General features: G+C 69.7%; 36 protein-coding genes. 32 read left to right on the top strand and 4 right to left on the bottom strand.

Features of this window, described 5'->3' with window-relative positions; all coding sequences use genetic code 11:
• Positions 1-248: 248 nt before the first annotated feature.
• Positions 249-1,811 (bottom strand): alanine/glycine:cation symporter family protein, encoded by a 1,563-nt coding sequence (locus ACL02U_RS30780; protein WP_412794277.1) that lies wholly within the window; start codon positions 1,809-1,811, stop codon positions 249-251.
• Between the two features lie 652 nt (positions 1,812-2,463).
• On the opposite strand from ACL02U_RS30780, the gene ACL02U_RS30775 reads away from it, so the two are divergent.
• Together ACL02U_RS30775 and ACL02U_RS30770 are read left to right on the top strand one after the other, a co-directional pair.
• On the top strand, positions 2,464-3,249 hold the full coding sequence (locus ACL02U_RS30775; protein ID WP_412794276.1) for a hypothetical protein: 786 nt from the start codon (positions 2,464-2,466) through the stop codon (positions 3,247-3,249).
• A gap of 194 nt (positions 3,250-3,443) precedes the next feature.
• Positions 3,444-4,796, top strand: a complete 1,353-nt coding sequence (locus ACL02U_RS30770) for a hypothetical protein (protein WP_412794275.1) — start codon at positions 3,444-3,446, stop codon at positions 4,794-4,796.
• Between the two features lie 142 nt (positions 4,797-4,938).
• On the opposite strand, the gene ACL02U_RS30765 is transcribed toward ACL02U_RS30770, so the two are convergent.
• The 3 genes from ACL02U_RS30765 to ACL02U_RS30755 all read right to left on the bottom strand — a co-directional run bounded on the left by ACL02U_RS30765 (position 4,939) and on the right by ACL02U_RS30755 (position 8,105).
• Positions 4,939-6,321 carry a carbohydrate-binding protein gene (locus ACL02U_RS30765; protein WP_412794274.1) on the bottom strand — a complete coding sequence of 461 codons (1,383 nt, stop codon included), beginning with the start codon at positions 6,319-6,321 and terminating at the stop codon, positions 4,939-4,941.
• 111 nt (positions 6,322-6,432) lie between these two features.
• Positions 6,433-7,422 carry a LysR family transcriptional regulator gene (locus ACL02U_RS30760; protein WP_412794273.1) on the bottom strand — a complete coding sequence of 330 codons (990 nt, stop codon included), beginning with the start codon at positions 7,420-7,422 and terminating at the stop codon, positions 6,433-6,435.
• A 149-nt stretch (positions 7,423-7,571) separates the two neighbouring features.
• Complete coding sequence (locus ACL02U_RS30755; protein WP_412794272.1) at positions 7,572-8,105, bottom strand: hypothetical protein; 534 nt, start codon at positions 8,103-8,105, stop codon at positions 7,572-7,574.
• A 398-nt stretch (positions 8,106-8,503) separates the two neighbouring features.
• On the opposite strand from ACL02U_RS30755, the gene ACL02U_RS30750 reads away from it, so the two are divergent.
• The 30 genes from ACL02U_RS30750 (at position 8,504) to ACL02U_RS30605 (ending at position 26,488) form a co-directional block, all read left to right on the top strand.
• Complete coding sequence (locus tag ACL02U_RS30750) at positions 8,504-9,607, top strand: acyltransferase family protein (RefSeq protein WP_412794278.1); 1,104 nt, start codon at positions 8,504-8,506, stop codon at positions 9,605-9,607.
• Between the two features lie 531 nt (positions 9,608-10,138).
• Complete coding sequence (gene rpsJ / locus ACL02U_RS30745; RefSeq protein ID WP_003948644.1) at positions 10,139-10,447, top strand: 30S ribosomal protein S10; 309 nt, start codon at positions 10,139-10,141, stop codon at positions 10,445-10,447.
• A gap of 17 nt (positions 10,448-10,464) precedes the next feature.
• Entirely contained in the window at positions 10,465-11,109 is a 645-nt protein-coding gene (gene rplC, locus ACL02U_RS30740) for a 50S ribosomal protein L3 (protein WP_412794271.1), read from the top strand.
• 9 nt (positions 11,110-11,118) lie between these two features.
• Entirely contained in the window at positions 11,119-11,784 is a 666-nt protein-coding gene (rplD, locus tag ACL02U_RS30735) for a 50S ribosomal protein L4 (RefSeq protein WP_412794270.1), read from the top strand.
• A complete protein-coding gene (gene rplW, locus ACL02U_RS30730; protein WP_412794269.1) occupies positions 11,784-12,203 on the top strand; it encodes a 50S ribosomal protein L23 in 420 nt (139 codons plus the stop codon). Before rplD ends, rplW begins: the two co-directional genes overlap by 1 nt.
• Positions 12,204-12,255: 52 nt before the next feature.
• On the top strand, positions 12,256-13,092 hold the full coding sequence (gene rplB / locus ACL02U_RS30725) for a 50S ribosomal protein L2 (RefSeq protein WP_412794268.1): 837 nt from the start codon (positions 12,256-12,258) through the stop codon (positions 13,090-13,092).
• A 12-nt stretch (positions 13,093-13,104) separates the two neighbouring features.
• Positions 13,105-13,386, top strand: coding sequence for a 30S ribosomal protein S19 (gene rpsS / locus ACL02U_RS30720; RefSeq protein WP_053759516.1), 282 nt, complete (start codon positions 13,105-13,107; stop codon positions 13,384-13,386).
• A 43-nt stretch (positions 13,387-13,429) separates the two neighbouring features.
• Positions 13,430-13,777, top strand: a complete 348-nt coding sequence (gene rplV / locus ACL02U_RS30715; protein WP_003974262.1) for a 50S ribosomal protein L22 — start codon at positions 13,430-13,432, stop codon at positions 13,775-13,777.
• On the top strand, positions 13,777-14,601 hold the full coding sequence (gene rpsC, locus ACL02U_RS30710; RefSeq protein ID WP_412794267.1) for a 30S ribosomal protein S3: 825 nt from the start codon (positions 13,777-13,779) through the stop codon (positions 14,599-14,601). Before rplV ends, rpsC begins: the two co-directional genes overlap by 1 nt.
• Before the next feature lie 5 nt (positions 14,602-14,606).
• Entirely contained in the window at positions 14,607-15,026 is a 420-nt protein-coding gene (gene rplP / locus ACL02U_RS30705) for a 50S ribosomal protein L16 (protein ID WP_412794266.1), read from the top strand.
• Positions 15,026-15,250, top strand: a complete 225-nt coding sequence (gene rpmC, locus ACL02U_RS30700) for a 50S ribosomal protein L29 (protein WP_059079052.1) — start codon at positions 15,026-15,028, stop codon at positions 15,248-15,250. Before rplP ends, rpmC begins: the two co-directional genes overlap by 1 nt.
• Positions 15,250-15,534, top strand: a complete 285-nt coding sequence (gene rpsQ, locus ACL02U_RS30695; protein WP_412794265.1) for a 30S ribosomal protein S17 — start codon at positions 15,250-15,252, stop codon at positions 15,532-15,534. The genes rpmC and rpsQ overlap by 1 nt, the downstream gene beginning before the upstream one ends.
• 139 nt (positions 15,535-15,673) lie before the next feature.
• Positions 15,674-16,042, top strand: coding sequence for a 50S ribosomal protein L14 (gene rplN, locus ACL02U_RS30690; RefSeq protein ID WP_003992364.1), 369 nt, complete (start codon positions 15,674-15,676; stop codon positions 16,040-16,042).
• A gap of 2 nt (positions 16,043-16,044) precedes the next feature.
• Positions 16,045-16,368: a 50S ribosomal protein L24 gene (gene rplX, locus ACL02U_RS30685; RefSeq protein ID WP_412794264.1), complete on the top strand. Its 324-nt coding sequence runs from the start codon at positions 16,045-16,047 to the stop codon at positions 16,366-16,368.
• The gene (gene rplE, locus ACL02U_RS30680) at positions 16,368-16,925 is read left to right on the top strand and encodes a 50S ribosomal protein L5 (RefSeq protein WP_412794263.1); all 558 of its coding nucleotides are present in this window, start codon (positions 16,368-16,370) and stop codon (positions 16,923-16,925) included. Before rplX ends, rplE begins: the two co-directional genes overlap by 1 nt.
• A gap of 5 nt (positions 16,926-16,930) precedes the next feature.
• Entirely contained in the window at positions 16,931-17,116 is a 186-nt protein-coding gene (locus tag ACL02U_RS30675) for a type Z 30S ribosomal protein S14 (RefSeq protein WP_003956452.1), read from the top strand.
• 297 nt (positions 17,117-17,413) lie between these two features.
• A complete protein-coding gene (gene rpsH / locus ACL02U_RS30670; protein WP_184760998.1) occupies positions 17,414-17,812 on the top strand; it encodes a 30S ribosomal protein S8 in 399 nt (132 codons plus the stop codon).
• Between the two features lie 24 nt (positions 17,813-17,836).
• Positions 17,837-18,376, top strand: coding sequence for a 50S ribosomal protein L6 (gene rplF / locus ACL02U_RS30665; protein WP_412794262.1), 540 nt, complete (start codon positions 17,837-17,839; stop codon positions 18,374-18,376).
• A gap of 3 nt (positions 18,377-18,379) precedes the next feature.
• Complete coding sequence (rplR, locus tag ACL02U_RS30660; RefSeq protein WP_412794261.1) at positions 18,380-18,763, top strand: 50S ribosomal protein L18; 384 nt, start codon at positions 18,380-18,382, stop codon at positions 18,761-18,763.
• A 37-nt stretch (positions 18,764-18,800) separates the two neighbouring features.
• On the top strand, positions 18,801-19,406 hold the full coding sequence (rpsE, locus tag ACL02U_RS30655; RefSeq protein ID WP_412794260.1) for a 30S ribosomal protein S5: 606 nt from the start codon (positions 18,801-18,803) through the stop codon (positions 19,404-19,406).
• Between the two features lie 2 nt (positions 19,407-19,408).
• Entirely contained in the window at positions 19,409-19,591 is a 183-nt protein-coding gene (gene rpmD, locus ACL02U_RS30650) for a 50S ribosomal protein L30 (protein ID WP_412794259.1), read from the top strand.
• A 2-nt stretch (positions 19,592-19,593) separates the two neighbouring features.
• Positions 19,594-20,049, top strand: a complete 456-nt coding sequence (rplO, locus tag ACL02U_RS30645) for a 50S ribosomal protein L15 (RefSeq protein WP_095748086.1) — start codon at positions 19,594-19,596, stop codon at positions 20,047-20,049.
• Positions 20,050-20,796: 747 nt separating this feature from the next.
• Positions 20,797-22,110, top strand: a complete 1,314-nt coding sequence (gene secY, locus ACL02U_RS30640) for a preprotein translocase subunit SecY (protein WP_412794258.1) — start codon at positions 20,797-20,799, stop codon at positions 22,108-22,110.
• The gene (locus ACL02U_RS30635) at positions 22,110-22,772 is read left to right on the top strand and encodes an adenylate kinase (RefSeq protein ID WP_412794257.1); all 663 of its coding nucleotides are present in this window, start codon (positions 22,110-22,112) and stop codon (positions 22,770-22,772) included. Before secY ends, ACL02U_RS30635 begins: the two co-directional genes overlap by 1 nt.
• A gap of 102 nt (positions 22,773-22,874) precedes the next feature.
• Positions 22,875-23,711 carry a type I methionyl aminopeptidase gene (map, locus tag ACL02U_RS30630; protein WP_412794256.1) on the top strand — a complete coding sequence of 279 codons (837 nt, stop codon included), beginning with the start codon at positions 22,875-22,877 and terminating at the stop codon, positions 23,709-23,711.
• 162 nt (positions 23,712-23,873) lie between these two features.
• Complete coding sequence (gene infA, locus ACL02U_RS30625) at positions 23,874-24,095, top strand: translation initiation factor IF-1 (RefSeq protein WP_003948620.1); 222 nt, start codon at positions 23,874-23,876, stop codon at positions 24,093-24,095.
• A 61-nt stretch (positions 24,096-24,156) separates the two neighbouring features.
• Entirely contained in the window at positions 24,157-24,270 is a 114-nt protein-coding gene (rpmJ, locus tag ACL02U_RS30620) for a 50S ribosomal protein L36 (protein ID WP_003974245.1), read from the top strand.
• A gap of 187 nt (positions 24,271-24,457) precedes the next feature.
• Entirely contained in the window at positions 24,458-24,838 is a 381-nt protein-coding gene (gene rpsM / locus ACL02U_RS30615) for a 30S ribosomal protein S13 (protein ID WP_412794255.1), read from the top strand.
• 65 nt (positions 24,839-24,903) lie between these two features.
• Positions 24,904-25,308 (top strand): 30S ribosomal protein S11, encoded by a 405-nt coding sequence (gene rpsK, locus ACL02U_RS30610; protein ID WP_003948617.1) that lies wholly within the window; start codon positions 24,904-24,906, stop codon positions 25,306-25,308.
• A gap of 157 nt (positions 25,309-25,465) precedes the next feature.
• Entirely contained in the window at positions 25,466-26,488 is a 1,023-nt protein-coding gene (locus ACL02U_RS30605; protein WP_412794254.1) for a DNA-directed RNA polymerase subunit alpha, read from the top strand.
• Positions 26,489-26,578 lie beyond the last annotated feature (90 nt).

Below are 26,578 nucleotides of genomic sequence, written 5' to 3'. Positions count from 1 at the left end.
GCCGGGGTGCGGCTTCAGCAGTTGTTGCCTGGGGGCGTCCTCGGACACCCCCACGCGCGTTGCCCGTGCGGCGCGCGGGGTCGCGCGTGCCGCACGGGCAACGGGGAGGGGACCAGGGGGAGAAGCGGGGGAGCGGAGGGACGGCCGCGGCCCGGTCGCCGGCCGGAGGGGAAGCCGGCCGGCGACCGGGCCGGTGGGGGTCCGGCTGGAGGGGGGTCCGGCCGGACGGATGAGGGTCGGCGCCGGTCCTAGACGACGTCCTCGGCGGGGGCGGGGGCGGCCGCCACCGGCTCCCGCGCCTCCTTCGGGGCGACGTCGCCGGACTGCAGCGCCGCCTTGAAGCGGGCCAACTCCTGCTTGACGAACGGTGCGAGCAGGTACAGGCCGATGATGTTGACCAGGGCCAGCAGGAACAGCACCGCGTCGGTGAAGTCGAGCACGCTGCCGAAGGTGAGCACCGCGCCGATCACGATGAACAGGCAGAAGATGACCTGGTAGGTCCGCTCGCTGGCGGTGCTCTTGCCGAACAGGTGGGTCCACGCCTTCAGGCCGTAGTACGACCAGGTGATCATGGTCGAGACGGCGAACAGGACGACGGCCACGGTGAGCAGCTTCGGGAACCACGGCAGCACGGTCTCGAAGGCCGAGGAGGTGACGGTGACGCCGTCCGCCTTGGTGCCGTCCGCCGCGTACTGGGCCTTGGCGTCGTTCCAGAAGCCGCTGTCGGCGATGACGATGGTCAGCGCGGTCATGGTGCAGACGACGACGGTGTCGATGAACGGGCCGATCAGCGCGACCAGGCCCTCGGTCACCGGGTAGCGGGTCTTCACCGCGGAGTGCGCGATGGGCGCCGAGCCGAGGCCGGCCTCGTTGGAGAAGGCGGCCCGGGTGAAGCCGACGATCAGCGCGCCGACGACACCGCCGACCACGCCCTGGCCGGTGAACGCCTCGTGGAAGATCGAGCCGAACGCGGCCGGGACCTCGGTGGCGTTGGTGAGGATGACGATCAGGCAGGCGGCGACGTAGAGGACGGCCATGCCCGGCACCAGGCGGCTGGCGACCTTGCCGATCGACTTGATGCCGCCGAGGATCACCGCGCCGACGACCACGGCCAGCACCACGCCCATGATCAGGGCGGAGCCGCTGCCGCCGAACACGCCGTCCGCGCCGCCCGTGACGTTGCGGATCTGGGTGACGGTCTGGTTGGCCTGGAACATGTTGCCGCCGCCGATGCCGAACAGCAGGATCATGACGGCCGCGAGACCGGCGAGCACCTTGCCGATGAGGGCACCGCCCGCGCCGGGCAGCCGCTCGGCGAGGCCCTTGCTCAGGTACTTCATCGGGCCGCCGGAGAACGACCCGTCCTCGTGCTGGTCGCGGTAGCGCACACCGAGGGTGCACTCCACGAACTTCGACGCCATGCCGAGCAGACCGCACAGCACCATCCAGAACGTGGCGCCGGCCCCGCCGATGGTGATCGCGACGCCGACACCGGCGATGTTGCCGAGTCCGACCGTGCCGGACAGCGCCGAGGACAGCGCCTGGAAGTGGGTGATCTCGCCGGGGTCGTCGTCGCGGCTGTAGCGGCCGCGCAGCAGGTTCAGCGACAGCTTGATGCTGCGGAACTGAATGAACCCGAAATAGAGGGTGAAGACCGCACCCGCGACCACCAGCCAGGCCACGATCCATGGGAATGTGATCCCACCGATGGTGACGTCGGCGAAGACGAAGTTGCCGAGTCCTGTGGCGAGCGGGTCGAAGACCGCGTTGATCTTGTCCTCGATCTGTCCGAGGACGCCCTCCTGAGCCATGGTGATCCTTTCCGCCGACCCGTCGACCTGGCGACGCACCGGTGCCGACCGGGCCCGAACTGGGGGACTGAAACTGTCGGGAACCCGTGTGCAACCCGAACCGCGTCGGGTTTCGGGAAACCGTAGGTGGTGCCGGCAGACAGCGATGTCGTACAACCGGACAAAGAACCGGCGGGTACGCCGTCAAAGTGACGTTTGGTCGCGAGCATGACATCCCCTCGGTTCGGGTGTGGCGACCCCGCTCGGGTGATCGTCAACTGATAGATTCCCAGGCCTGATTGCATTGCGCGGCTACGATCCGCAGCTGACACGGGGGTATGGCTTCTTGATCCGGGGGGACGACAGTACAAACGTGCGTCAACGCCCAGAGGTGCACAAAGGGCGCCAACCAGACCGTCCCCCGACGCCCGCCGGGCCGTGACACCGGTCACCTCGAGTCCCGTCCGCTCCCCTCGGTCACCACACCGCGACCTTCCGTGACCGAGTGGCCCCGTGAAGCGCCCGGCCCGAACGCTCTGCCGCCCCCACCCCGGCACCTTCCGCCTCTGCCGCCGCCCGCGCCTTCACCGTGCCCTCCGGCCCCAGCCACCCCTTCCGAAGCCCCCCAACCTCACGTCCCCCTGCCGCAGCCCCGGAAGCAAGGACAGGAACCATGTACCGAGCCCCCCTGACGCTCCGAGTCGCCACCGCGGCACTGCTCCTCGGCGCCACCGCGGTCGGCTGCGGTTCCGGCACCGGGCGCGACGACACCGCGCACGGCCTGACCACCGTCACCCCCGCGCCCGACGACCCGACCGGCCCGGCCACGGACGGACGGTCCGCGGAGCAGCTCATCGAGCAGACCAACGACACGATGCAGAGCCTCGCCTTCAGCGGGGTCGGCTCGACCACGTCCTTCGACGGCGGGGTCACGCTGCTCGCCTGGAACCCGGAACGCGGGCTGCACATGTCCTACTCGGCCACCGCCGACGACCGCCAGGACATGTACTGCAAGGACGGACTCCTCTACACCAGCGCCCCGCTGCTCGCGCGCAGCCTCCGGGCCCAGGGGGTGCGGATCACCGTCCCCGACCGGCTCAGGGACGTCTACGTCACCAAGCAGACCGACGACGACTGCACCGTCTACTTCCTGATACCGCCCATCGGGACCCTCGCCCCCGGCAAGGACACGACCATCGACGGCAAGCGGGCCCGCGCCATCGAGGTGAGGACCTCCGGCACCTTCTCCACCTACTACGTCAGCGCCGACGACCCCGCCCGCATCCTCAAGCTGAAGTCCGTCCGCAACGGGCGCACCAGCAGCACCACCTACTCCGACTTCGGCAGGAAGCAGGACTTCACCCTGCCCGACCCGGACCGCACCCTGACCATGAAGCAGTTTCGGGACGAGGTCGGCAGCACCAGCGGCACCGGCACGAACGACACGGGCCACGGCTGACACGGGCCACGGCTGACGTCCGGTGCGTCCGACACCCCTGGGCGTCGATCAAGCTCTCGGCCCCGCACCGATTCGATCACAGGTTCGCAAGGTCCGTTCCAACCCTCTGTGCGACCGCCCTGAGCTGGGCGAACAATGCATCCGCAGATCTTGTGCAGTCCTTCCGCACGTCCCACGCCGACGAGAGAGCAGCCGTGAGCACCGTCCCGCCCCCCGAGCACCCCGACGAGCAGCCCGGCGAGCAGCCGTCGATATCCGACGAGCAGTGGGAGTCCTTCCAGCGGGCGGCCGCCGAGGACGGCGGCCGCAACGCGCCGAAGGAGCCCTCCGCGCGCGCCCGGATGGTGGCGCGCCGGCTGCGGCAGCAGGACGCGGCGAACGCCGCCGACGGATCCCGGGGCGGCGGACGGCGCCGGTGGGGGCGCAAGCGGGCGGCGAAGCCGCAGCCCTCGACCCCGCCCGGCTGGCGCACCGGGCCCGCCTGGCAGGAGATGAACGGCACCGCCGGTCGACGGCGCCGGGCCAAGTCGGCCTTCGGGGTGCTGCTGGCGCTCGGAGTGGCCGTGGTCGCCGTGCGGCCGTCGCTGGTCACGGACCACATCCCGGGCATCGGGTCGACGGCGTCCGACGACTCGTCCGCGTCCGGCGACCCGTTCGCGTCCGGCGACGCCTCGCCGACCCCGCTGCCCGCCGAGACGGCCCTGCCCTCCGCCGCTCCCGCCGACACCGACGGCTACAGCGTGCCGGACCGCGCGCACCCGTTCCGCGACTCACCGGCGATCGGCTGGGCCGAGGGCGCCGACGCGATCGTGCTGCCGGCCGCGAAGGCGGTACCCGGCATGACCAAGGCCGAGGTGGCGCTCGCGCTGCGGAACACCAAGGCCTTCCTGGTCGACGCCAACCTCGACCCGGCCGTCCTGCGGGGCGGGCAGCCCGACAAGGCGCTGGCCCTGCTCGACCCGAAGAACCCGAAGCAGATCGCGAGGCTGCGCCAGGACCTGCGCAAGCCGACCCAGGACGACGACCCGCTCTCGGTGTTCACCCGCTTCGACCCCGAGGAGGCGGTGCCGGCCGGCGACGTGGTCAAGGTGCGCGGCCACATGACGTTCTCCGCCGCACGGCGCGGCGAGGTCCGGGTGCACGCCGACTACAGCTTCGTCTACCCGCTGGTGAAGGCCGACGCGGGCGGCGGCGCCGGCGACACCGTGGCCCGCACCATCATCCGCCGCGACCTCACCGTGACGGTGGCGCACCCCGGTACCTGGCTGGCCACCAAGGGCAAGCTGTGGATGGAGAACAGGGACTCCGAGTTCTACAACGACGCCTGCGGCATCCACGACGGCTGGTTCCACCCCACCTTCCCCTACGACACCCCGGCCGGCGACCAGCCCAGCGGACCCGCCTCCGACCCCTACGACCGCACCAAGCCGCTGAGCGGCGGCAGCGGCGGCAGCGGCGCGGGCACCGGCGCGGGCGGAACGAGCGGCACGGCGGGCGGGGACACACCGGCCGCCGACGACCAGTGCGGGACGGTCAGCCGCACCTGACGCGCCCGGGACCGTCACCCGCAGCCGAAGCGCAGGGACTGGCACCCGCACCCGGCGCGTCCGCGGTGGCAGCCCGGCGACAGCGGTGCGGGCCCCCGGCACGAGCCGGGAGCCCGCTGCGCTCGGCGGCCTCCGGTGCCGGTCAGACCCGCTGCCAGAGCGCCGGGACGTTCGGCGGCTCCCAGCCGGTCTGCGCCTGGTGGCCCTGGATGCAGCGGTAGGTCGCGCCGCCGTAGGTGACCAGGTCGCCCGCCTGGTAGACGGTGCCGGCCGCCCAGGTGCCCTGCGGGTCACCGGGGTCGCCCGGGTCGCCAGGGTCACCGGGGTCGCCGGTCGTGGTCCTCAGCGTCAGGCCGTACGTCTGGAGCAGCGGGTTGATCGGCTGGAAGAACGTCGTACCGCCGCTGGTGCAGTCGCCGGAGCCGCCCGAGGTGACACCCTGGGCCTGGCTGCCGGAGATGTAGGAGCCGCCCGAGTCGCCGGGCTCCGCGCACACCGTGGTGCGGGTGACGCCGGAGACGGTGCCCTCCTGGTAGGTCACGCTGGTGTTCAACTGCTGCACGGTGCCGCAGTGCCAGCCGCTGGTGGAACCGGAGCGGCACACGGACGCGCCGACCGTCGCCTGCGCCGAGCCGGTCACCTGCACGTTCTGGCCGCTCGCGCCCTTGACGTACGGTGTCGCCGTCCAACTGGAGTTCACCGCCACCCAGGACATGTCGTTGCCGGGGAAGACCGAGGCCTGGAAGGTGCCCTGGGACACCTGGTTGTACCCGGCGGTGGTGCTGCCGGCCCGGCCGCAGTGGCCCGCACTGGCGAAGCCCTGCTGGGTGCCCCGGGTGACCGGGAAGCCGATGGAGCAGCGGGTGCTGCCGTCGATGTAGTACGCCTCGCCGCCGCGCAGGTCGTACAGCGGGCGGGGCCGCTCGGCCGACTTCTCGACGCGGACCAGGGACCGGTCGACACCGGCCGCGGCGAGGAAGGAACGCGCGGCGGCCGGGCGGACCGCCTGCACGACCAGGGAGTTGGTGCGGACGTCGACGTACCAGACCGGCGCGTCGGTGCTGCCGCGGTGCGCGGCCGCCGCCCGGTCCAGGCGTGCCTTGGCCGCGTCCAGCACGGACAGCGGGTGGCGTACGACGACCGCCTCGGCGCCGCCCGCCTCGATCGCGGGCACGTCGCGGGCGTCGGCGGTGGCCACGGTCAGCGCCCCGGACTCCCTGCCGTGCACCCAGGCCCCCGCCCAGTCCGCGCCGAGCGCGGCCCGCAGCCACCCGGCCGCGGCGCCCGCCTCCGCCTCGTTGGCCAGGCGCTGCCGCGCCTGCCGCCGGTCCAGGCCGAGGTCGCGCTGCATGGCGCGGAGCAGCGCGGGGGGCGCGGCGGTGGTGTGGAGGGCTTCGGCCGCGGTGGGCGGAGCGGGGTCCGAAGCCGCCGTCCCGGCGCTCGCGGAGCCGCTGAGCCCGGCCACGAGCAGGGCGGCAGTCGCCGCCGCGGCGGCGCACGCGGATCTGGTGACGCGCTGGAGCATGGGGGAACTCCTCGATGTCGGTGGGGAAGTGACGACACCGTAGGAAGGGCCGGGCAGCGCGCATAAGACATCGGCTGACCCCCTGGGCCGGTGTTATGGAACGGGCGCGGCTCAGGGAACGGCCCGCGCACCGCCGCCGGGTTCCCGGCTGCCGTCCGCGCCGGCCAGCCACGCCGCGTACGTGTCGCTGCGCCCCGCCGCGTCCGCGTGCGCGCCCCGCGCCTGCGCCAGCACCGTCGCCGCGATGTCCGGGCGCCCGCCCGCCGGCAGCCAGCCCAGCAGGTGCCGCCAGGTCAGGGGGGTGCCGGTCAGCGGGCGGGTGACCAGGCCGGGCGTAGGGGGGAACGTGGCCCGGCACAGGCCCACCGCCCGGCCGACCTGCACCAGGTGCACACAGGACGCGGTGTCCGTCTCGTACATCCGGCGGGGGCTGAAGCCGGCGCGGGCGCAGGCCGCGGTGAAGCAGTCGGCGAAGCAGCCGTCGCCGGGCACGCAGGCCCACTCCTCGTCCGCCAGCGCGGCCAGGTCCACCTCCGGGAGAGCGGCCAGCGGATGGTCGTCCAGCAGCATCACGAACACCGGGTCGACGGCAATCTCCCGCCACCGCAGATGCTCCGGGCCCGGCGGGGGAGCGGAGCCGCAGGTGCCGAGCACGGCGAAGTCGAGACGCCCCGCGGTGACCAGCTCCGCCAACTCCTGCTCCGACCAGGAGGCCCGGGTCGACACCGCCGCGTCGGGCGCCGCCCGGGCCAGCCGGTCGACCAGCGCGCCCAGCAGCGGGCCGTGCGTGCCGCCCAGGCGGAGCCGCAGCCGCCGCGTCTCCGGGTGGGCGTCACGGGCGAACCGCGTGGCCTCCTGCTGGAGTTCGCTGACCGCGGGCAGCACGATCCGGGTGCGCTCCAGGACCAGTTCGCCCAGCGCGGTGGCCCGCACCCCGTGCCGGCCCCGCTCGAACAACTCACCGCCCAGGGTGCGTTCGATGCGCCTGAGCTGGGCGCTCAGCGCGGGCTGCGCCAGGCCGAGCGCCGTCGCCGCCCGGGTCAGACTGCCCGCCTCGGCGATCGCCCGGATCGCCCTCAGGTGCCGCAACTCCAGCTCCATGAAGGGAGCTTGCGCGGTCCACGGGGCGGGGGCAAGAGGGCGGTCTGGACCAATCCGGCCCACCGGTCCGCCGCCGGGTTAGCCTCGCAGGTCCGCCGACCGGTCCGCCTCACCCGGTCCGCCTCACTCGGACCGAGGCCCGGTCTGCCTCACCGGCCGAGCCCACCCGCCGACTGCGGCCTGCCCGCCCCGCCCTCAGCGGCGGCCACCCGGGACAGCAGCTTCGCGTACACCGCGGCGGCCGCCGCCGCGATCGTCGGCAGGACCGCCAGCGCGAGGATGCCCAGCAGGGCGGGCCACTGGTGCAGTGCATCCTCGCGGCAGGCGGGGGCGCTCTGCGTGGGGTCCAGCAGCGGGCCCCGGCACAGCCGATCGGTCCCCCGGTACGAGGTGCGCTCCGGGCCGTAGTCGGCGAGCAGCAGGAAGGCGAACCACCCCCACATGCCAAGGGCCAGGAACGCCCATCCGATCGACCACTTGTCCACCCGCCGCGCGTCCCGGCGGCACTCCTCGGCCGCGGTGTCCGCCGACGGCGCGGTATCCGCCCCGGCGGCGGCCGTGCCGCCCATGGCGGTCGCCTCGGCTGCGACGGCAGTCTCGCCTGCGGCGGTCGCCCTGCCCGCGGTGGTCGCGGTGGTCGCGGTGGTCGCGGTCGTGCCCCGCGCCGGGTCCTCTGTCGTCACGGATCGCTCTCCCCCTGTGAATCGGCACCGCCATGATGGCCCGCCGCCCGCAGGGTCGGTGAAGCGGGGGGAAACCCGGTGGGACGCGGTGGTGGCGGTTGCGGCAACGTTGCGGCCGCTGTGCGCGGATCATCCCCTTCTGATCCGAATGGGCTCATGGCGTCGCCGTAACGTGAGCCGCCCGGTGACCGCCCGGCCCGGGAGAGGCCTTCGCGAATGGGCAGGTAGTGATGGATGCCGACGGGGGAGCCCCCATGTCCGCGGGAGGAGCGGTGTGGGGGCCGGGCGGGCCGCCGTCGCAGTTCGCCGCGGCCGACCGGGTCCAGCAGCCGGCCCCGCCCTCCCGGCTCGAAGGCCCCCACCACCGCGGAGACCCGCCCGCCCCGCACGGCCACCGCATGCGCAGGCGGACCCCCGCCCGTGCCGAGCGGACCGGCGGCCGGCTCTACGCCGTGGACGCCATCCGCCTGGCCGCCGCACTCATGGTCGCCCTGCACCACTACGCCGGCACCTTCCGCGCGAACCGGCCGCACAACCTCATCTGGGACCGGCCGGTGTCCCGCATCATGCCCACGGTGTTCCACGTGGCGTCCTACGGCTGGATCGGCGTCGAGATCTTCTTCGTGGTCAGCGGCTTCGTCATCTGCATGTCCTGCTGGGGGCGCACCCCGCGCCAGTTCTTCGTCTCCCGGGTGATCCGGCTCTACCCGGCGTACTGGTTCGCCGTGCTGTTCACCACGGGAGTGCTCGCCGCGGTGCCGGACGTGTGGCAGCGGCTGCGGATGCGGGACGTGCTGCTCAACCTCACCATGCTCCAGTCCGGCTCCGGCGTGCCGAACGTCGACGGCGTCTACTGGACCCTCTGGTCCGAGCTGCGCTTCTACCTGCTGTTCCTGGCCGTCGTCGCCACCGGGCTCACCTATCGCAAGGTCGTGCTGTTCTGCTGCGTGTGGGGTGCCGCGGCGATGCTGGCCCCGGCCTCCGGCTTCCGGCCGCTGCTCCTGGTGGCCGACCCGGACGCGGCCTGGTACTTCATCGCGGGACTCGCCCTCTACCTGATGCACCGGTTCGGCCAGGACCTGCTGCTGTGGGGCATCCTCGGCATGGCGTGGCTGATGGGTCAGCGGGAGCTGGGGCAGCGCATCGACAACGTCGAGCACGTGTCCGGCTGGCGCGGCAGCGTGCTGATCCTCACCGTGTTCCTGCTGGTGATGGTCGCCGTGGCGCTCGGCGCCACCGACCGCCTCCGGTGGCGCGGGCTGGCCACCGCGGGCAGCCTCACCTACCCGCTGTACCTGATGCACTACGCGGTGGGCACGACGGTGATCCACCGGTTGCGGGACACCATGGACGCGCGTCTGCTGGTCGCGGTGGTGATCGCCGGGTTCCTGCTGCTGAGCTGGGCGGTGCACCGCTGGTTCGAGCGGCCGCTCGCCCGGCTGGTCAAGCGGGGGCTGGACACGTCGTTCGCGCGACTGCGGAACGCGGGGGAGCCGGCCTGAGGCCGGGCAACGGCGCGACCCGCTCCGCACCCCGCTCCGCAACCCGGTTCGGAACCCGCTCCGGACCCGGGTCGGCGACCGCCCGCCACCCCTGCGATCAGGGGGAACGCCGGTCCGCGCGGCCCCGCGTGTTTGACCCGCGGCGAGTCCCGGGTACCCTCTTCCGCTCGATTGGCCAGCCCCCTGCCCCGTATGGCAGACTGTCCGAGTTGCTCGGTCGAGTGTTGATGCTGCACGCCTCCCGCCGGGAGGACCGGAAGCGAGTCCCACAGTACTCGTCAACCCCATGCGGGTTGGACGTACGGGAATCTTCCGGGAAGTGTGGGCGCGGCACCGGCCAGGCACCCGGTGGGCCTTCCGTCCCCGGTCTGCGGTTCCGGTAGGGCCGTGTGCATTCCCCGCAGGGATGTTCGAACAAGGGGCATCTGTGTCAGCGGGAGCGCGACACGCCCGACCGCGTGGGTCGGAGGAGGACGGTTATCGCAAACACCGGGTTCCGGAGCTGTAGAGAGACAGGACTACGAAGTAGCCATGGCGGGACAGAAGATCCGCATCCGGCTCAAGGCCTACGACCACGAGGTCATCGACTCCTCGGCGAAGAAGATCGTCGAGACGGTGACCCGTACTGGTGCGTCGGTCGCGGGCCCGGTGCCGCTGCCCACTGAGAAGAACGTGTACTGCGTCATCAAGTCGCCGCACAAGTACAAGGACTCGCGCGAGCACTTCGAGATGCGCACGCACAAGCGCCTGATCGACATCCTCGACCCGACGCCCAAGACCGTTGACTCTCTGATGCGACTCGACCTCCCGGCCGGTGTCGACATCGAGATCAAGCTCTGAGGCCGGTGATCTGAGAGATGGCTAAGCAGATCAAGGGCATCCTGGGCGAGAAGCTCGGCATGACGCAGGTCTGGGACGAGAACAACCGCGTCGTCCCGGTGACCGTCGTCAAGGCCGGACCGAACGTCGTCACCCAGGTCCGTACGAACGACGCGGACGGCTACGAGTCCGTCCAGATCGCCTTCGGCGAGATCGACCCGCGCAAGGTGAACAAGCCCCTCAAGGGCCACTTCGCGAAGGCCGACGTCACCCCCCGTCGCCACCTCGTCGAGATCCGCACCGCGGACGCCGCCGAGTACACCCTCGGCCAGGAGGTCACCGCCGAGGTGTTCGAGGCCGGCGTGAAGGTCGACGTGACCGGCAAGAGCAAGGGCAAGGGCTTCGCCGGTGTCATGAAGCGCCACAACTTCCGTGGCCTCGGCGCCGGACACGGTACCCAGCGCAAGCACCGCTCCCCCGGCTCCATCGGCGGCTGCGCCACCCCGGGCCGTGTGTTCAAGGGCCTCCGCATGGCGGGTCGCATGGGCAACGAGCGGGTCACCACCCAGAACCTGACCGTCCACGCCGTTGACGCGGAGAAGGGTCTGCTGCTCATCAAGGGCGCGGTTCCCGGTCCGAACGGCGGCCTCGTCCTGGTCCGCACCGCGGCCAAGGGGGCCTGAGGTAAGCCGATGAGTACTTCGACTAGCATTGACATCCTTTCGCCGGTGGGCGACAAGGCCGGTTCCGTCGAGCTCCCCGCGGAGATCTTCGACGCCAAGGTCAGCGTCCCGCTGATCCACCAGGTCGTCGTCGCGCAGCTGGCCGCTGCCCGCCAGGGCACGCACAAGACCAAGACGCGCGGCGAGGTCCGCGGCGGTGGCAAGAAGCCGTACCGCCAGAAGGGCACCGGCCGCGCCCGCCAGGGCTCGACCCGCGCGCCGCAGTTCGCCGGTGGTGGCGTCGTGCACGGCCCCGTGCCGCGCGACTACTCGCAGCGGACCCCGAAGAAGATGAAGGCCGCCGCCCTCCGCGGTGCCCTCACCGACCGGGCCCGCCACAACCGCATCCACGTCGTCGCCGGCGTGGTCGAGGGCGAGAACCCCAGCACCAAGGCCGCCAAGAGCCTGTTCGGCAAGATCAGCGAGCGCAAGAACCTGCTCCTGGTCGTCGACCGCTCCGACGAGGCCGCGTGGCTGTCCGCCCGCAACCTGCCCCAGGTGCACATCCTGGAGCCGGGCCAGCTGAACACGTACGACGTTCTCGTCTCGGACGACGTGGTCTTCACCCAGGCCGCTTTCGAGTCCTTCGTCGCCGGCCCGCAGAAGGCCAACGACAACGAAGGGAGCGAGGCCTGATGGCTACGCGTCACCCGAGCATCGCCTCCAAGGCTGCGAAGGCCGCCAAGGCCGCGCGCGTCGCCAAGGCGCGCCGCCACGCCACCGAGGGCAAGAACACCGTCGTCACCCCGGCCAGCAAGGCGTACACGGACCCCCGTGACGTGCTGCTGAAGCCGGTCGTGTCCGAGAAGAGCTACGCACTGCTCGACGACAACAAGTACACGTTCATCGTCGACCCGCGTGCCAACAAGACCCAGATCAAGGAGGCCGTCCAGGCGGTCTTCGACGTCAAGGTCACCGGGGTCAACACGATCAACCGCCAGGGCAAGCGCAAGCGGACCCGCACCGGGTTCGGCCAGCGTGCCGCCACCAAGCGCGCGATCGTGACCCTCGCCGAGGGCGACCGTATCGACATCTTCGGCGGTCCGACCTCCTGACGGAGGTCGTGAGCGTCCAGATTTCGGAAGAACTTCCGAGGACTGAGAGACAATGGGTATCCGCAAGTACAAGCCGACGACTCCTGGCCGTCGTGGCGCCAGCGTCGCCGACTTCGTCGAGGTCACGCGGTCCACGCCGGAGAAGTCGCTGGTCCGTCCGCTGCACAGCAAGGGCGGCCGTAACAATTCCGGTCGTGTGACCGTTCGCCACCAGGGTGGCGGACACAAGCGCGCCTACCGCGTGATCGACTTCCGTCGTCACGACAAGGACGGCGTGCCGGCGAAGGTCGCGCACATCGAGTACGACCCCAACCGCACCGCGCGCATCGCGCTGCTGCACTACGCGGACGGCGAGAAGCGCTACATCCTCGCGCCGCGTGGCCTCGGCCAGGGCGACCGCATCGAGAACGGCCCCGCGGCCGACATCAAGCCGGGCAACAACCTCGCCCTGCGCAACATCCCGGTCGGTACCACGATCCACGCGATCGAGCTCCGTCCGGGCGGTGGCGCGAAGCTCGCCCGCTCCGCGGGTGCCTCGGTGCAGCTGCTGGCCCGTGAGGGCGCCATGGCGACCCTGCGCATGCCGTCCGGCGAGATCCGCATGGTGGACGCGCGCTGCCGCGCCACCGTCGGTGAGGTCGGCAACGCCGAGCAGAGCAACATCAACTGGGGCAAGGCAGGCCGCAAGCGGTGGCTGGGCGTCCGCCCGACCGTCCGCGGTGTGGTCATGAACCCGGTCGACCACCCGCACGGTGGTGGTGAGGGCCGGACCTCCGGTGGCCGCCACCCCGTGTCCCCGTGGGGCAAGAAGGAAGGCCGTACTCGTTCTCCCAAGAAGGCGAGCAACAAGTACATCGTCCGCCGCCGCAAGACGAACAAGAAGCGCTAAGGACGGGTTGAGATGCCTCGTAGCCTGAAGAAGGGGCCCTTCGTCGACGACCACCTCATGAAGAAGGTGGACGCCCAGAACGAAGCCGGCACCAAGAACGTCATCAAGACCTGGTCCCGCCGCTCGATGATCGTCCCGGCCATGCTGGGCCACACCCTCGCGGTGCACAACGGCAAGACCCACATCCCGGTGTTCGTCACCGAGTCGATGGTCGGCCACAAGCTCGGCGAGTTCTCGCCGACCCGCACCTTCCGGGGCCACGTCAAGGATGACCGGAAGTCGAAGCGCCGCTAAGCGGATCGCATTCAGACAAGTAAGAAACTCTGAAGGGACAACCATGGAAGCCAGGGCCCAGGCGCGGTACATCCGCGTCACGCCCATGAAGGCCCGCCGTGTGGTGGACCTCATCCGTGGCATGGACGCCACGGAGGCCCAGGCTGTTCTGCGATTCGCTCCGCAGGCAGCCTCGGTTCCGGTCGGCAAGGTGCTCGACAGCGCCATCGCCAACGCCGCGCACAACTACGACCACACCGACGCCGACAGCCTCTTCATCTCCGAGGCCTACGTCGACGAGGGCCCGACCCTGAAGCGGTTCCGGCCGCGCGCCCAGGGCCGCGCCTACCGGATCCGCAAGCGGACCAGCCACATCACCGTGGTCGTCAGCAGCAAGGAAGGAACCCGGTAATGGGCCAGAAGGTAAACCCGCACGGGTTCCGGCTCGGTGTCACCACCGACTTCAAGTCGCGCTGGTACGCCGACAAGCTGTACAAGGACTACGTCAAGGAAGACGTCGCCATCCGCCGGATGATGACGTCCGGCATGGAGCGCGCCGGCATCTCCAAGGTGGAGATCGAGCGCACCCGCGACCGCGTCCGCGTCGACATCCACACCGCCCGCCCCGGCATCGTCATCGGCCGCCGCGGCGCCGAGGCCGACCGGATCCGCGGTGACCTGGAGAAGCTGACCGGCAAGCAGGTCCAGCTGAACATCCTCGAGGTCAAGAACCCGGAGACGGACGCTCAGCTGGTGGCCCAGGCCGTCGCCGAGCAGCTGTCCTCCCGCGTCTCCTTCCGCCGCGCCATGCGCAAGAGCATGCAGTCGGCGATGAAGGCGGGCGCCAAGGGCATCAAGATCCAGTGCGGTGGCCGCCTCGGCGGCGCCGAGATGTCCCGCTCGGAGTTCTACCGCGAGGGCCGCGTGCCCCTGCACACCCTCCGCGCGAACGTGGACTACGGCTTCTTCGAGGCCAAGACGACCTTCGGCCGCATCGGCGTGAAGGTCTGGATCTACAAGGGCGACGTCAAGAACATCGCCGAGGTCCGCGCCGAGAACGCCGCCGCGCGTGCGGGCAACCGCCCGTCCCGCGGTGGTTCGGACCGCCCGGCCCGTGGTGGCCGCGGCGACCGGCGCGGTCGCAAGCCGCAGCAGGCTCAGCAGGCTGCCGAGGCCCCCAAGGCCGAGGCGCCCAAGGCCGATGCTCCGGCTGAGAGCACCGGAACGGAGGCCTGACCGTCATGCTGATCCCCCGTAGGGTCAAGCACCGCAAGCAGCACCACCCCAAGCGCAACGGCATGGCCAAGGGTGGTACGCAGGTCGCGTTCGGCGAGTACGGCATCCAGGCGATGACCCCGGCGTACGTCACGAACCGCCAGATCGAGGCGGCTCGTATCGCCATGACCCGCCACATCAAGCGTGGCGGCAAGGTCTGGATCAACATCTACCCGGACCGGCCGCTGACCAAGAAGCCCGCCGAGACCCGCATGGGTTCCGGTAAGGGCTCGCCGGAGTGGTGGATCGCGAACGTCAAGCCCGGACGCGTGATGTTCGAGCTGTCCTACCCGAACGAGAAGATCGCCCGTGAGGCGCTGACCCGTGCGGCCCACAAGCTGCCGATGAAGTGCCGGATCGTCAAGCGCGAGGCAGGTGAAGCGTGATGTCGGCCGGCACCAAGGCGTCCGAGCTGCGCGAGCTGGGCAACGAGGAGCTGCTGAACAAGCTCCGCGAGGCCAAGGAAGAGCTGTTCAACCTCCGCTTCCAGGCGGCGACCGGCCAGCTCGAGAACCACGGCCGTCTCAAGGCGGTCCGCAAGGACATCGCCCGGATCTACACCCTCATGCGTGAGCGTGAGCTCGGCATCGAGACGGTGGAGAACGCCTGATGAGCGAGAGCAACGTGACTGAGAAGAAGGAAGAGCGCGGTTTCCGCAAGACCCGCGAGGGTCTCGTCGTCAGCGACAAGATGGACAAGACCGTCGTCGTCGCCGTCGAGGACCGCGTCAAGCACGCGCTGTACGGCAAGGTCATCCGCCGTACCAACAAGCTCAAGGCGCACGACGAGCAGAACAGCTGCGGCGTCGGCGACCGCGTCCTCCTGATGGAGACCCGGCCGCTGTCCGCCAGCAAGCGCTGGCGCGTCGTCGAGATCCTCGAGAAGGCCAAGTAACCCCCCTCGGGGGAGTTGCTCCAGCAAGGCATTCCTGCGGGGCAGACCCCGCAGGTCAGTTCCGCCAGGCTCCGACGGGGCCGCACCGCCCGAGGGCGGCGGTCCCGTCGGGGAACCGGCAGACACACAGGAGATAGACGTGATCCAGCAGGAGTCGCGACTGCGCGTCGCCGACAACACGGGTGCCAAGGAGATTCTCTGCATCCGTGTGCTCGGCGGCTCCGGTCGCCGCTACGCGGGCATCGGTGACGTCATCGTCGCCACCGTCAAGGACGCGATCCCCGGTGGCAACGTGAAGAAGGGTGACGTCATCAAGGCCGTCATCGTTCGCACCGTCAAGGAGCGTCGCCGTCCGGACGGCTCGTACATCCGCTTCGACGAGAACGCCGCCGTCATTCTGAAGAACGACGGCGACCCTCGCGGCACCCGTATCTTCGGCCCGGTCGGCCGTGAGCTGCGCGAGAAGAAGTTCATGAAGATCATCTCGCTCGCGCCGGAGGTGCTGTAAGCATGAAGATCAAGAAGGGCGACCTGGTCCAGGTCATCACCGGCAAGGACAGGGGCAAGCAGGGCAAGGTCATTGCCGCTTACCCGCGCGAGGACCGTGTCCTGGTCGAGGGTGTCAACCGGGTCAAGAAGCACACCAAGGCCGGTCCGACCGCTCGCGGTTCCCAGGCCGGCGGCATCGTGACCACCGAGGCGCCGATCCACGTCTCCAACGTCCAGCTGGTCGTGGAGAAGGACGGCAACAAGGTCGTCACGCGTGTCGGCTACCGCTTCGACGAGGAAGGCAACAAGATCCGCGTTGCCAAGCGGACGGGTGAGGACATCTGATGACGACCACCACCACGCCGCGTCTCAAGCAGAAGTACCGCGAGGAGATCGCGGGCAAGCTGCGTGACGAGTTCAAGTACGAGAACGTCATGCAGGTTCCCGGCCTCGTCAAGATCGTGGTCAACATGGGTGTCGGCGACGCCGCCCGTGACTCGAAGCTCATCGAGGGCGCGATCCGCGACCTGACCACCATCACCGGTCAGAAGCCGGCCGTCACCAAGGCCCGCAAGTCCATCGCGCAGTTCAAGCTGCGCGAGGGACAGCCGATCGGTGCCCACGTCACGCTCCGTGGCGACCGCATGTGGGAGTTCCTGGACCGCACCCTGTCGCTCGCGCTGCCGCGCATCCGCGACTTCCGCGGCCTGTCCCCCAAGCAGTTCGACGGCCGTGGCAACTACACCTTCGGTCTCACGGAGCAGGTCATGTTCCACGAGATCGACCAGGACAAGATCGACCGCGTCCGGGGTATGGACATCACCGTGGTCACCACGGCGACCAACGACGAAGAGGGCCGCTCCCTTCTCCGTCACCTCGGCTTCCCGTTCAAGGAGGCGTGAGCGAGATGGCGAAGAAGGCTCTCATCGCGAAGGCCGCTCGCAAGCCGAAGTTCGGTGTGCGTGCGTACACCCGCTGCCAGCGCTGCGGCCGTCCCCACTCCGTTTACCGCAAGTTCGGCCTCTGCCGCGTGTGCCTTCGTGAGATGGCTCACCGCGGCGAGCTGCCGGGCGTGACCAAGAGCTCCTGGTAGTCCCGTCCGGTCGGCGTCCGGGCACCGCCTGAAGAGGGCGGACCGCCCGGAACGCCGGCAGGACACGGATGCTGGAGCCTCTCGGTAAGCAGCTGGGTCGGCAGGGTCCCGCCGCCACGTGCCGTAGGCTGGTGGGGTTGGGCACTGCCGCCCTGGATCGCCCGCGGACACAAGTCCGCTGAAAGATCGCTTACTACGCCGTAGGTCCCCGCGCCGCACCCGTCCCGTCTGGAAGAAGTACGGGGAGAGGGATGGCGCATATAGGAAACCCCGGCGAGAAAGGCCACAGGCCAATTCATGACCATGACTGATCCGATCGCAGACATGCTGACGCGTCTGCGAAACGCGAACTCGGCGTACCACGACTCGGTGGCGATGCCGCACTCCAAGATCAAGTCGCACATCGCGGAGATCCTCCAGCAGGAGGGCTTCATCACCGGCTGGAAGGTCGAGGACGCCGAGGTCGGCAAGAACCTCGTCCTGGAGCTGAAGTTCGGCCCGAACCGTGAGCGCTCCATCGCGGGCATCAAGCGGATCTCGAAGCCGGGCCTCCGGGTCTACGCGAAGTCCACCTCCCTGCCCAAGGTGCTGGGCGGCCTCGGCGTGGCGATCATCTCCACGTCGCACGGGCTCCTCACCGACAAGCAGGCCGGCAAGAAGGGCGTGGGTGGGGAAGTCCTCGCCTACGTCTGGTAGCAGAAGGGAACGGAGGAAACAGCTATGTCGCGCATCGGCAAGCTCCCCATCGCGGTTCCCGCCGGCGTGGACGTCACCATCGACGGCCGTACGGTCAAGGTCAAGGGCCCCAAGGGCGAACTGACCCACACCGTCGTGACGCCGATCGATGTCGCCAAGGGCGAAGACGGCACCCTCCAGGTGACCCGCCCCAACGACGAGCGTCAGAACAAGGCCCTGCACGGCCTGTCCCGCACGCTGGTGGCGAACATGATCACCGGCGTGACCCAGGGTTACGTCAAGAAGCTCGAGATCAGCGGTGTCGGCTACCGCGTCCAGGCCAAGGGCTCCAACCTGGAGTTCTCGCTGGGCTACAGCCACCCGATCCTGGTCGAGGCCCCCGAGGGCATCACCTTCAAGGTGGAGGCCCCGACCCGTTTCTCGGTCGAGGGCATCGACAAGCAGAAGGTCGGCGAGGTTGCGGCCAACATCCGCAAGCTGCGCAAGCCCGACCCGTACAAGGCCAAGGGCGTCAAGTACGAGGGCGAAGTCATCCGCCGCAAGGTCGGAAAGGCGGGTAAGTAAGCCATGGCATACGGGCAGAAGATTCTGAAGGGCGACGCGTACAAGCGCGCCGCCATCAAGCGCCGCCACATCCGGATCCGCAAGACGGTCTCCGGTACCGGCGAGCGTCCCCGCCTGGTCGTGACCCGCTCCAACCGCCACATCGTGGCGCAGGTGATCGACGACCTGAAGGGCCACACCCTGGCGTCGGCGTCCACTCTGGACAGCTCGATCCGCGGTGGCGAGGGCGACAAGTCCGCGCAGGCCAAGCAGGTCGGCGCCCTGGTCGCCGAGCGCGCCAAGGCCGCCGGTGTCGAGGCCGTGGTGTTCGACCGTGGTGGCAACCAGTACGCGGGGCGCATCGCCGCCCTGGCGGACGCCGCCCGCGAAGCCGGGCTCAGGTTCTGAGCCGCCGTAGCTAGCGGAGAAGAGAGAGGTAATTCCAATGGCTGGACCCCAGCGCCGCGGTGGCGGTGCCGGTGGCGGCGAGCGGCGGGACCGGAAGGGCCGTGACGGCGGCGCTGCTGCCGCCGACAAGACCGCGTACGTTGAGCGCGTCGTCGCGATCAACCGCGTCGCCAAGGTTGTGAAGGGTGGTCGTCGCTTCAGCTTCACCGCGCTGGTCGTGGTGGGCGACGGTGACGGCACCGTGGGTGTCGGATACGGCAAGGCCAAGGAGGTGCCGGCCGCCATCGCCAAGGGCGTTGAGGAGGCCAAGAAGCACTTCTTCAAGGTCCCCCGGATCCAGGGCACCATCCCGCACCCCATCCAGGGTGAGAAGGCTGCCGGCGTCGTGCTGCTCAAGCCCGCGTCCCCCGGTACCGGTGTGATCGCCGGTGGCCCGGTGCGCGCCGTGCTCGAGTGCGCCGGTATCCACGACGTGCTGTCGAAGTCGCTCGGCTCCGACAACGCCATCAACATCGTGCACGCGACCGTGGAGGCCCTGCGGGGTCTGCAGCGTCCCGAGGAGATCGCGGCCCGCCGCGGTCTGCCGCTGGAGGACGTCGCCCCCGCGGCCCTGCTGCGTGCGCGTGCCGGGGCGGGTGCGTAGTCATGGCGCAGCTCAGGATTACGCAGGTCAAGTCCTACATCGGCAGCAAGCAGAACCACCGTGACACGCTGCGTTCGCTGGGCCTGAAGAGGGTCAACGACGTGGTCGTCAAGGAGGACCGCCCCGAGTTCCGCGGCATGGTGCAGACCGTCCGCCACCTCGTGACGGTCGAGGAGGTCGACTGATCATGGCGGAGCAGAACCCGCTCAAGATCCACAACCTCCGTCCCGCCCCGGGCGCCAAGACCGCCAAGACCCGTGTCGGTCGTGGTGAGGCGTCGAAGGGTAAGACGGCCGGTCGTGGCACCAAGGGCACCAAGGCCCGCTACCAGGTTCCGGAGCGCTTCGAGGGCGGCCAGATGCCGCTGCACATGCGCCTGCCGAAGCTGAAGGGCTTCAAGAACCCGTTCAAGACCGAGTACCAGGTCGTGAACCTCGACAAGCTGGCCGCGCTGTACCCCGAGGGTGGCGAGGTCACCGTCGAGTCGCTGGTGGCCAAGGGCGCCGTTCGCAAGAACAGCCTCGTCAAGGTCCTCGGCCAGGGCGAGATCTCCGTGGCGCTGCAGGTGACGGTCGACGCCGTCTCCGGCTCCGCCAAGGAGAAGATCACCGCCGCCGGCGGTACGGTCACCGAGCTCGTCTGAGCCCGGTCCCGCAGCACGGAGGCCCGGCCCGCCCCCCTCGGGGAGCGGGCCGGGCCTTCTGCGTGTCCGGTCCGGCTGTCCGGGCGTGTGGCGGCATCCGGTGGATCCGGCGGCGCCGCGGCCGTACGGGTCCCGGTACAGGGCGCGACCGCACGGGTCCCGGTACGGGGCGCGACCGCACGGCCGGCCCCGTGCGGGGTCCGTAGGCGCCCGGTACGCCTGCCCGCGGGGTGGCGCGGGGCGCCGTACGGGGTCTGCTGGTGCCGGTGCCGGTGTGACGGCCCGGGGTCCGGCGGGCGACGGCCCGGCGTCCGGCGCGCGGCCCGGCAGACAGCCGCCCGGCAGGCAGCCGCCCGGCACCGTGGCCCACCGGCTCCCTGCCGCCGGCCCTGCCCCGGCATCCCACCCACGCCGTTCGGCGCCGGCCCCTCACCCGTCCGCAACCGGTGCGGCGGGTGTCACTCCGCGGCGAAAGACAAAAAGTACGGAAAGGGAGTTCCCTCGCCTCCCGGACCGGCAGCGGGTGAAGTGAGGGGCTCCCGGGGAGGTTTCCGGGCTCCGTGTGGCAACGGTATCCGCGGTTGGTCGTTCCTAGGGTGGCACCTTCGCCGGTAAGGTGGCCTGCACTGCCCACTTTCACTGGGTGCGTCACATGAGGCACCCTGAGCGGCAGCTGACCGTTACGTAATTGTCGAACCTCAAGACCGTCACCCTTGACGCAGTTGCGCGGGGGTCGCAGGAGGCACCGTGCTCACCGCGTTCGCCCGGGCGTTCAGGACGCCCGACCTGCGCAATAAGCTGCTCTTCACGCTCGGCATCATCGTGGTGTACCGGGTGGGTACGAGCATCCCGATCCCGGGCGTCAACTACAAGGCCGTTCAAACGTGCGTGGACGAGGCGTCCGGCAACCAGGGTCTGCTCGGCCTGGTGAACCTGTTCAGCGGCGGCGCGCTGCTGCGGATCACGATCTTCGCGCTGGGCATCATGCCCTACATCACGGCGAGCATCATCCTTCAGCTGCTGACCGTGGTGATCCCGCGCCTGGAGGCCCTGAAGAAGGAGGGCCAGGCGGGCACCGCGAAGATCACCCAGTACACCCGGTACCTGACGGTGGCGCTGGCCGTGCTGCAGGGCACCGGCCTGGTGGCCACCGCCCGCAGCGGCGCCCTCTTCTCCGGCTGCACCGTCGCCGGGAGCATCGTCCCGGACCGGGCGATCTTCACCACCGTCACCATGGTCGTCTGCATGACCGCCGGCACGGCCGTCGTGATGTGGCTCGGCGAGCTGATCACGGACCGCGGCATCGGCAACGGCATGTCGATCCTGATGTTCATCTCGATCGCCGCGACCTTCCCCTCCGCCCTCTGGGCCATCAAGCTGCAGGGCAACCTGGCCGGCGGCTGGATCGAGTTCGGCACCGTCATCGCCGTCGGGCTGGTCATGGTCGGTCTCGTGGTCTTCGTCGAGCAGGCCCAGCGCCGCATCCCGGTGCAGTACGCCAAGCGGATGATCGGCCGCCGGTCCTACGGCGGTACGTCCACCTACATCCCGCTCAAGGTGAACCAGGCGGGTGTGATTCCCGTCATCTTCGCCTCGTCGCTGCTCTACATCCCCGCCCTGATCGCGCAGTTCTCCGGCGGCAACTCCGGCTGGAAGCAGTGGGTCCAGCAGAACCTGACCAAGGGCGACCACCCGCTTTACATCACGATGTACTTCCTGCTCATCGTGTTCTTCGCGTTCTTCTACGTGGCGATCTCCTTCAACCCCGAAGAAGTCGCCGACAACATGAAGAAGTATGGTGGCTTCATCCCGGGCATCCGGGCTGGCCGACCGACCGCTGAGTACCTGTCGTACGTGCTCAACCGGATCACCTGGCCGGGTTCGCTGTACTTGGGACTGATCGCTCTCGTACCGACGATGGCGTTGGTTGGCTTCGGGGCGAGCCAGAACTTCCCGTTCGGCGGGACCAGCATCCTCATCATCGTGGGTGTCGGCCTGGAGACGGTGAAGCAGATCGAGAGCCAGCTCCAGCAGCGCAATTACGAAGGGTTCCTCCGCTGATGCGAATCGTTCTCGTGGGGCCGCCGGGTGCCGGCAAGGGCACGCAGGCCACCCGTCTCGCCGAGAAGCTGCGCGTACCCCACATCTCCACGGGCGACCTGTTCCGCGCCAACATCAGCCGGCAGACGGAGCTCGGGAAGCTCGCCAAGTCCTACATGGACGCGGGGAACCTCGTGCCGGACGAGGTCACCATCGCGATGGCCAAGGACCGCATGGAGCAGCCCGACGCCGAGAACGGCTTCCTGCTGGACGGCTTCCCCCGCAACGTCTCGCAGGCCCAGGCGCTGGACGAGCTGCTGACCACCGAGAACATCACGCTGGACGCGGTGCTCGACCTGGAGGCCCCCGAGGACGAGGTCGTCAAGCGGATCGCCGGCCGCCGCGTCTGCCGCAACGAGTCGGCGCACGTCTTCCACGTGACGTACAAGAAGCCGGCCCGGGACGGCGTCTGCGACGAGTGTGGCGGCGAGCTCTACCAGCGCGACGACGACTCCGAGGACACCGTCCGCAAGCGGCTGGAGGTCTACCACACGCAGACCGAGCCGATCATCGACTACTACAAGGCCCAGGGCCTGGTCGTGACGATCGAGGCGATGGGCCCGGTGGACGAGGTCACCGAGCGGGCGATGGGAGCGCTGAAGCGCGAGGACGCCGACCGCTGACAGTCGGTCCTTCACGGCCGTGGGGGGCGGGGGGGCGCCACGGCCTTACTGTTGTGTACGTAACCGGTTGATGACGCGAGCGACGGAGAGCGCAGGACCCCCATGGTGCAGATCAAGTCCCCCGAGCAGATCGCGACGATGCGTGCGGCGGGCCTGGTCGTCGCCGCCATCCACGCCGCGACCCGCGAGGCCGCGGTTCCCGGCGCGTCCACCAAGGACCTGGACGACGTCGCCCGCAAGGTCCTCGACGAGCACGGGGCGAAGTCCAACTTCCTCGGGTACGGCGGCTTCCCGGCGACCATCTGCACCTCCGTCAACGAGGTCGTCGTGCACGGCATCCCGTCCGAGGACGTCGTCCTCAAGGACGGCGACGTCATCTCCGTCGACTGCGGCGCCATCGTCGACGGCTGGCACGGCGACGCCGCCTACACCGCCTTCGTCGGCTCCGGACACGCTCCGGAGCTGATCGAGCTGTCCCGGGTGACCCAGGAGTCGATGTGGGCGGGCATCGCGGCGATGAAGCAGGGCAACCGCCTGGTCGACGTCTCCCGTGCGATCGAGACGTACATCCGCCGCCAGCCCAAGCCCGGCGGCGGGCGCTACGGCATCATCGAGGACTACGGCGGCCACGGCATCGGCACCGAGATGCACATGGACCCCCACCTGCTGAACTACGTCGAGAAGCGGCGCGGGAAGGGCCCGAAGCTGGTGCCCGGCTTCTGCCTGGCCATCGAGCCGATGGTGTCCCTGGGCACGCCCCGGACCGAGGTCCTCCAGGACGACTGGACCGTGATCACCACGGACGGCACCTGGTCCTCGCACTGGGAGCACTCCGTCGCCCTGACCGAGCAGGGCCCGCTGGTCCTGACCGCTCCCGACGGCGGCCGGGCCAAGCTCGCCGAGTACGGCGTCACCGCCGCCCCCGACCCGCTGGCATAAGGATCTCCGCAGCGGGGCAGCCTTACTCGATTCGTGTTTCCGGGTGCCCTGACGTAGACTGACTCGTCGGCTCTCGTGCATCCGCATGTCCACGTGCTCTCACACCCCCGGTGTGAAACTGTCGCGAGAGTCGATCAAGGTAGTCGATTCGAAGGGCGAAGCGTGGCCAAGAAGCAAGGTGCCATCGAGATCGAGGGCACTGTCGTCGAGTCTCTGCCGAACGCCATGTTCAAGGTCGAGCTCCAGAACGGCCACCAGGTCCTGGCACACATCAGCGGCAAGATGCGCATGCACTACATCCGCATCCTCCCTGACGACCGGGTCGTGGTGGAGCTGTCTCCGTACGACCTGACGCGTGGCCGGATCGTCTACCGCTACAAGTAGATCTTGCCCACGTCCCGCCCCGTGCGGGACCGCCGGCAACTGACCCGGAGAACCTCACCCAATGAAGGTCAAGCCGAGCGTCAAGAAGATCTGCGACAAGTGCAGGGTGATCCGCCGTCACGGTCGGGTCATGGTCATCTGCGACAACCCGCGCCACAAGCAGCGCCAGGGCTGACGCACGACCCTCCCTCTGCGATTCGCAGGGCTTCGCGCGACGCGAGCTGAATCTGTTCATACGCAGGGCCCGAGCCGTGAGCGGCTCGACACCCCCGGTGCGGAGGCCGGGGACTCAGTCCGTACCTCATACGGCGGCTGGGAACCGGTCCTGCGGAAGACCTCCGAAGATCACCAGGAGCCATTGAATGGCACGCGTTTCCGGTGTCGACATCCCGCGCGACAAGCGTGTGGAGGTCGCCCTCACCTACGTGTTCGGCATCGGCCGGACCCTCTCGCAGCAGACGCTGGCTGCCACCGGCATCGACCCCGACACCCGCGTCCGCGACCTGAGCGAAGAGCAGCTCGTCGCGATCCGCGAGTACGTCGACAACAACTTCCGGACCGAGGGTGACCTCCGCCGCGAGGTCCAGGCCGACATCCGCCGCAAGGTCGAGATCGGCTGCTACCAGGGCCTGCGGCACCGCCGCGGTCTGCCCGTCCACGGCCAGCGCACCAGCACCAACGCCCGCACCCGCAAGGGCCCGCGTCGCGCCATCGCCGGCAAGAAGAAGCCGGGCAAGAAGTAGTCCACAGCGGACTCGCCGCCAGCGGTCTTCGCTGTAGGACCGACCACCTCCCGTAGGAGTTAAGGATGCCCCCCAAGGGACGTCAGGGCGCTGCCAAGAAGGTGCGCCGCAAGGAAAAGAAGAACGTCGCTCACGGCCACGCGCACATCAAGAGCACGTTCAACAACACCATCGTTTCGATCACCGACCCGACCGGCAACGTGATCTCCTGGGCCTCCGCCGGCCACGTCGGCTTCAAGGGCTCCCGGAAGTCCACGCCGTTCGCCGCGCAGATGGCCGCCGAGTCGGCCGCCCGCCGCGCCCAGGAGCACGGCATGCGCAAGGTCGACGTGTTCGTCAAGGGCCCGGGTTCCGGTCGTGAGACCGCGATCCGCTCCCTGCAGGCCACGGGCCTCGAGGTCGGCTCCATCCAGGACGTCACCCCGACCCCGCACAACGGCTGCCGCCCGCCGAAGCGCCGTCGCGTCTGAGGCAGAGCGGCCCGGTCGGACCGGGTGTGCCGGGCGGTACGGGGCCATACGGCCCCTGCCGCCCGTACCCTTGCAGTACCCGCACCTTCTTCCTCGGGTGCGGCTTGAGTCGGGCGTCAAATAGCGGGCGCCCCCGACTGAAGGATCTGATCAACACATGCTGATCGCTCAGCGTCCCTCGTTGACCGAAGAGGTCGTCGACGAGTTCCGCTCCCGGTTCGTGATCGAGCCGCTGGAGCCGGGCTTCGGCTACACCCTCGGCAACTCCCTGCGCCGTACGCTCCTCTCCTCGATCCCGGGTGCGGCGGTCACGTCCATCCGCATCGACGGCGTCCTGCACGAGTTCACCACCGTGCCGGGCGTCAAGGAGGACGTCACCGACCTGATCCTCAACATCAAGCAGCTGGTCGTGTCCAGCGAGCACGACGAGCCCGTCGTGATGTACCTGCGCAAGCAGGGCCCGGGCCTCGTGACCGCCGCGGACATCGCCCCGCCCGCCGGTGTCGAGGTGCACAACCCCGACCTGGTCCTCGCCTCGCTCAACGGCAAGGGCAAGCTGGAGATGGAGCTGACCGTCGAGCGCGGTCGCGGCTACGTCTCCGCCGTGCAGAACAAGCAGCTCGGCCAGGAGATCGGCCGCATCCCGGTCGACTCCATCTACAGCCCCGTGCTGAAGGTCACGTACAAGGTCGAGGCCACCCGTGTCGAGCAGCGCACCGACTTCGACAAGCTGATCGTCGACGTCGAGACCAAGCAGGCCATGCGTCCCCGCGACGCCATGGCGTCGGCCGGCAAGACCCTGGTCGAGCTGTTCGGTCTGGCCCGCGAGCTGAACATCGACGCCGAGGGCATCGACATGGGTCCGTCCCCGACGGACGCCGCCCTCGCCGCCGACCTGGCGCTGCCGATCGAGGAGCTGGAACTCACCGTCCGCTCCTACAACTGCCTCAAGCGCGAGGGCATCCACTCCGTGGGTGAGCTCGTCGCCCGCTCCGAGGCCGACCTCCTGGACATCCGCAACTTCGGTGCGAAGTCCATCGACGAGGTCAAGGCGAAGCTGGCCGGCATGGGCCTGGCCCTGAAGGACAGCCCGCCCGGATTCGACCCGACCGCCGCCGCGGACGCCTTCGGCGCGGACGACGACGCGGACTCCGGTTTCGTCGAGACCGAGCAGTACTGAGCCCTGCGGTACGGCCCCCTCGGGAGGCCGTACCGCTGCCGGTTTGGGGGGGGCCGGGGGAGACCAAAAGGGGCCCGCCACCCCCCCCAA

Source organism: Streptomyces sp. MS06 (assembly GCF_047200655.1).
Classification (GTDB): Bacteria; Actinomycetota; Actinomycetes; order Streptomycetales; family Streptomycetaceae; genus Streptomyces.
The sequence above is the reverse complement of the archived record's forward strand: the minus strand, read 5'-3'. Positions and strand labels throughout refer to the sequence as shown.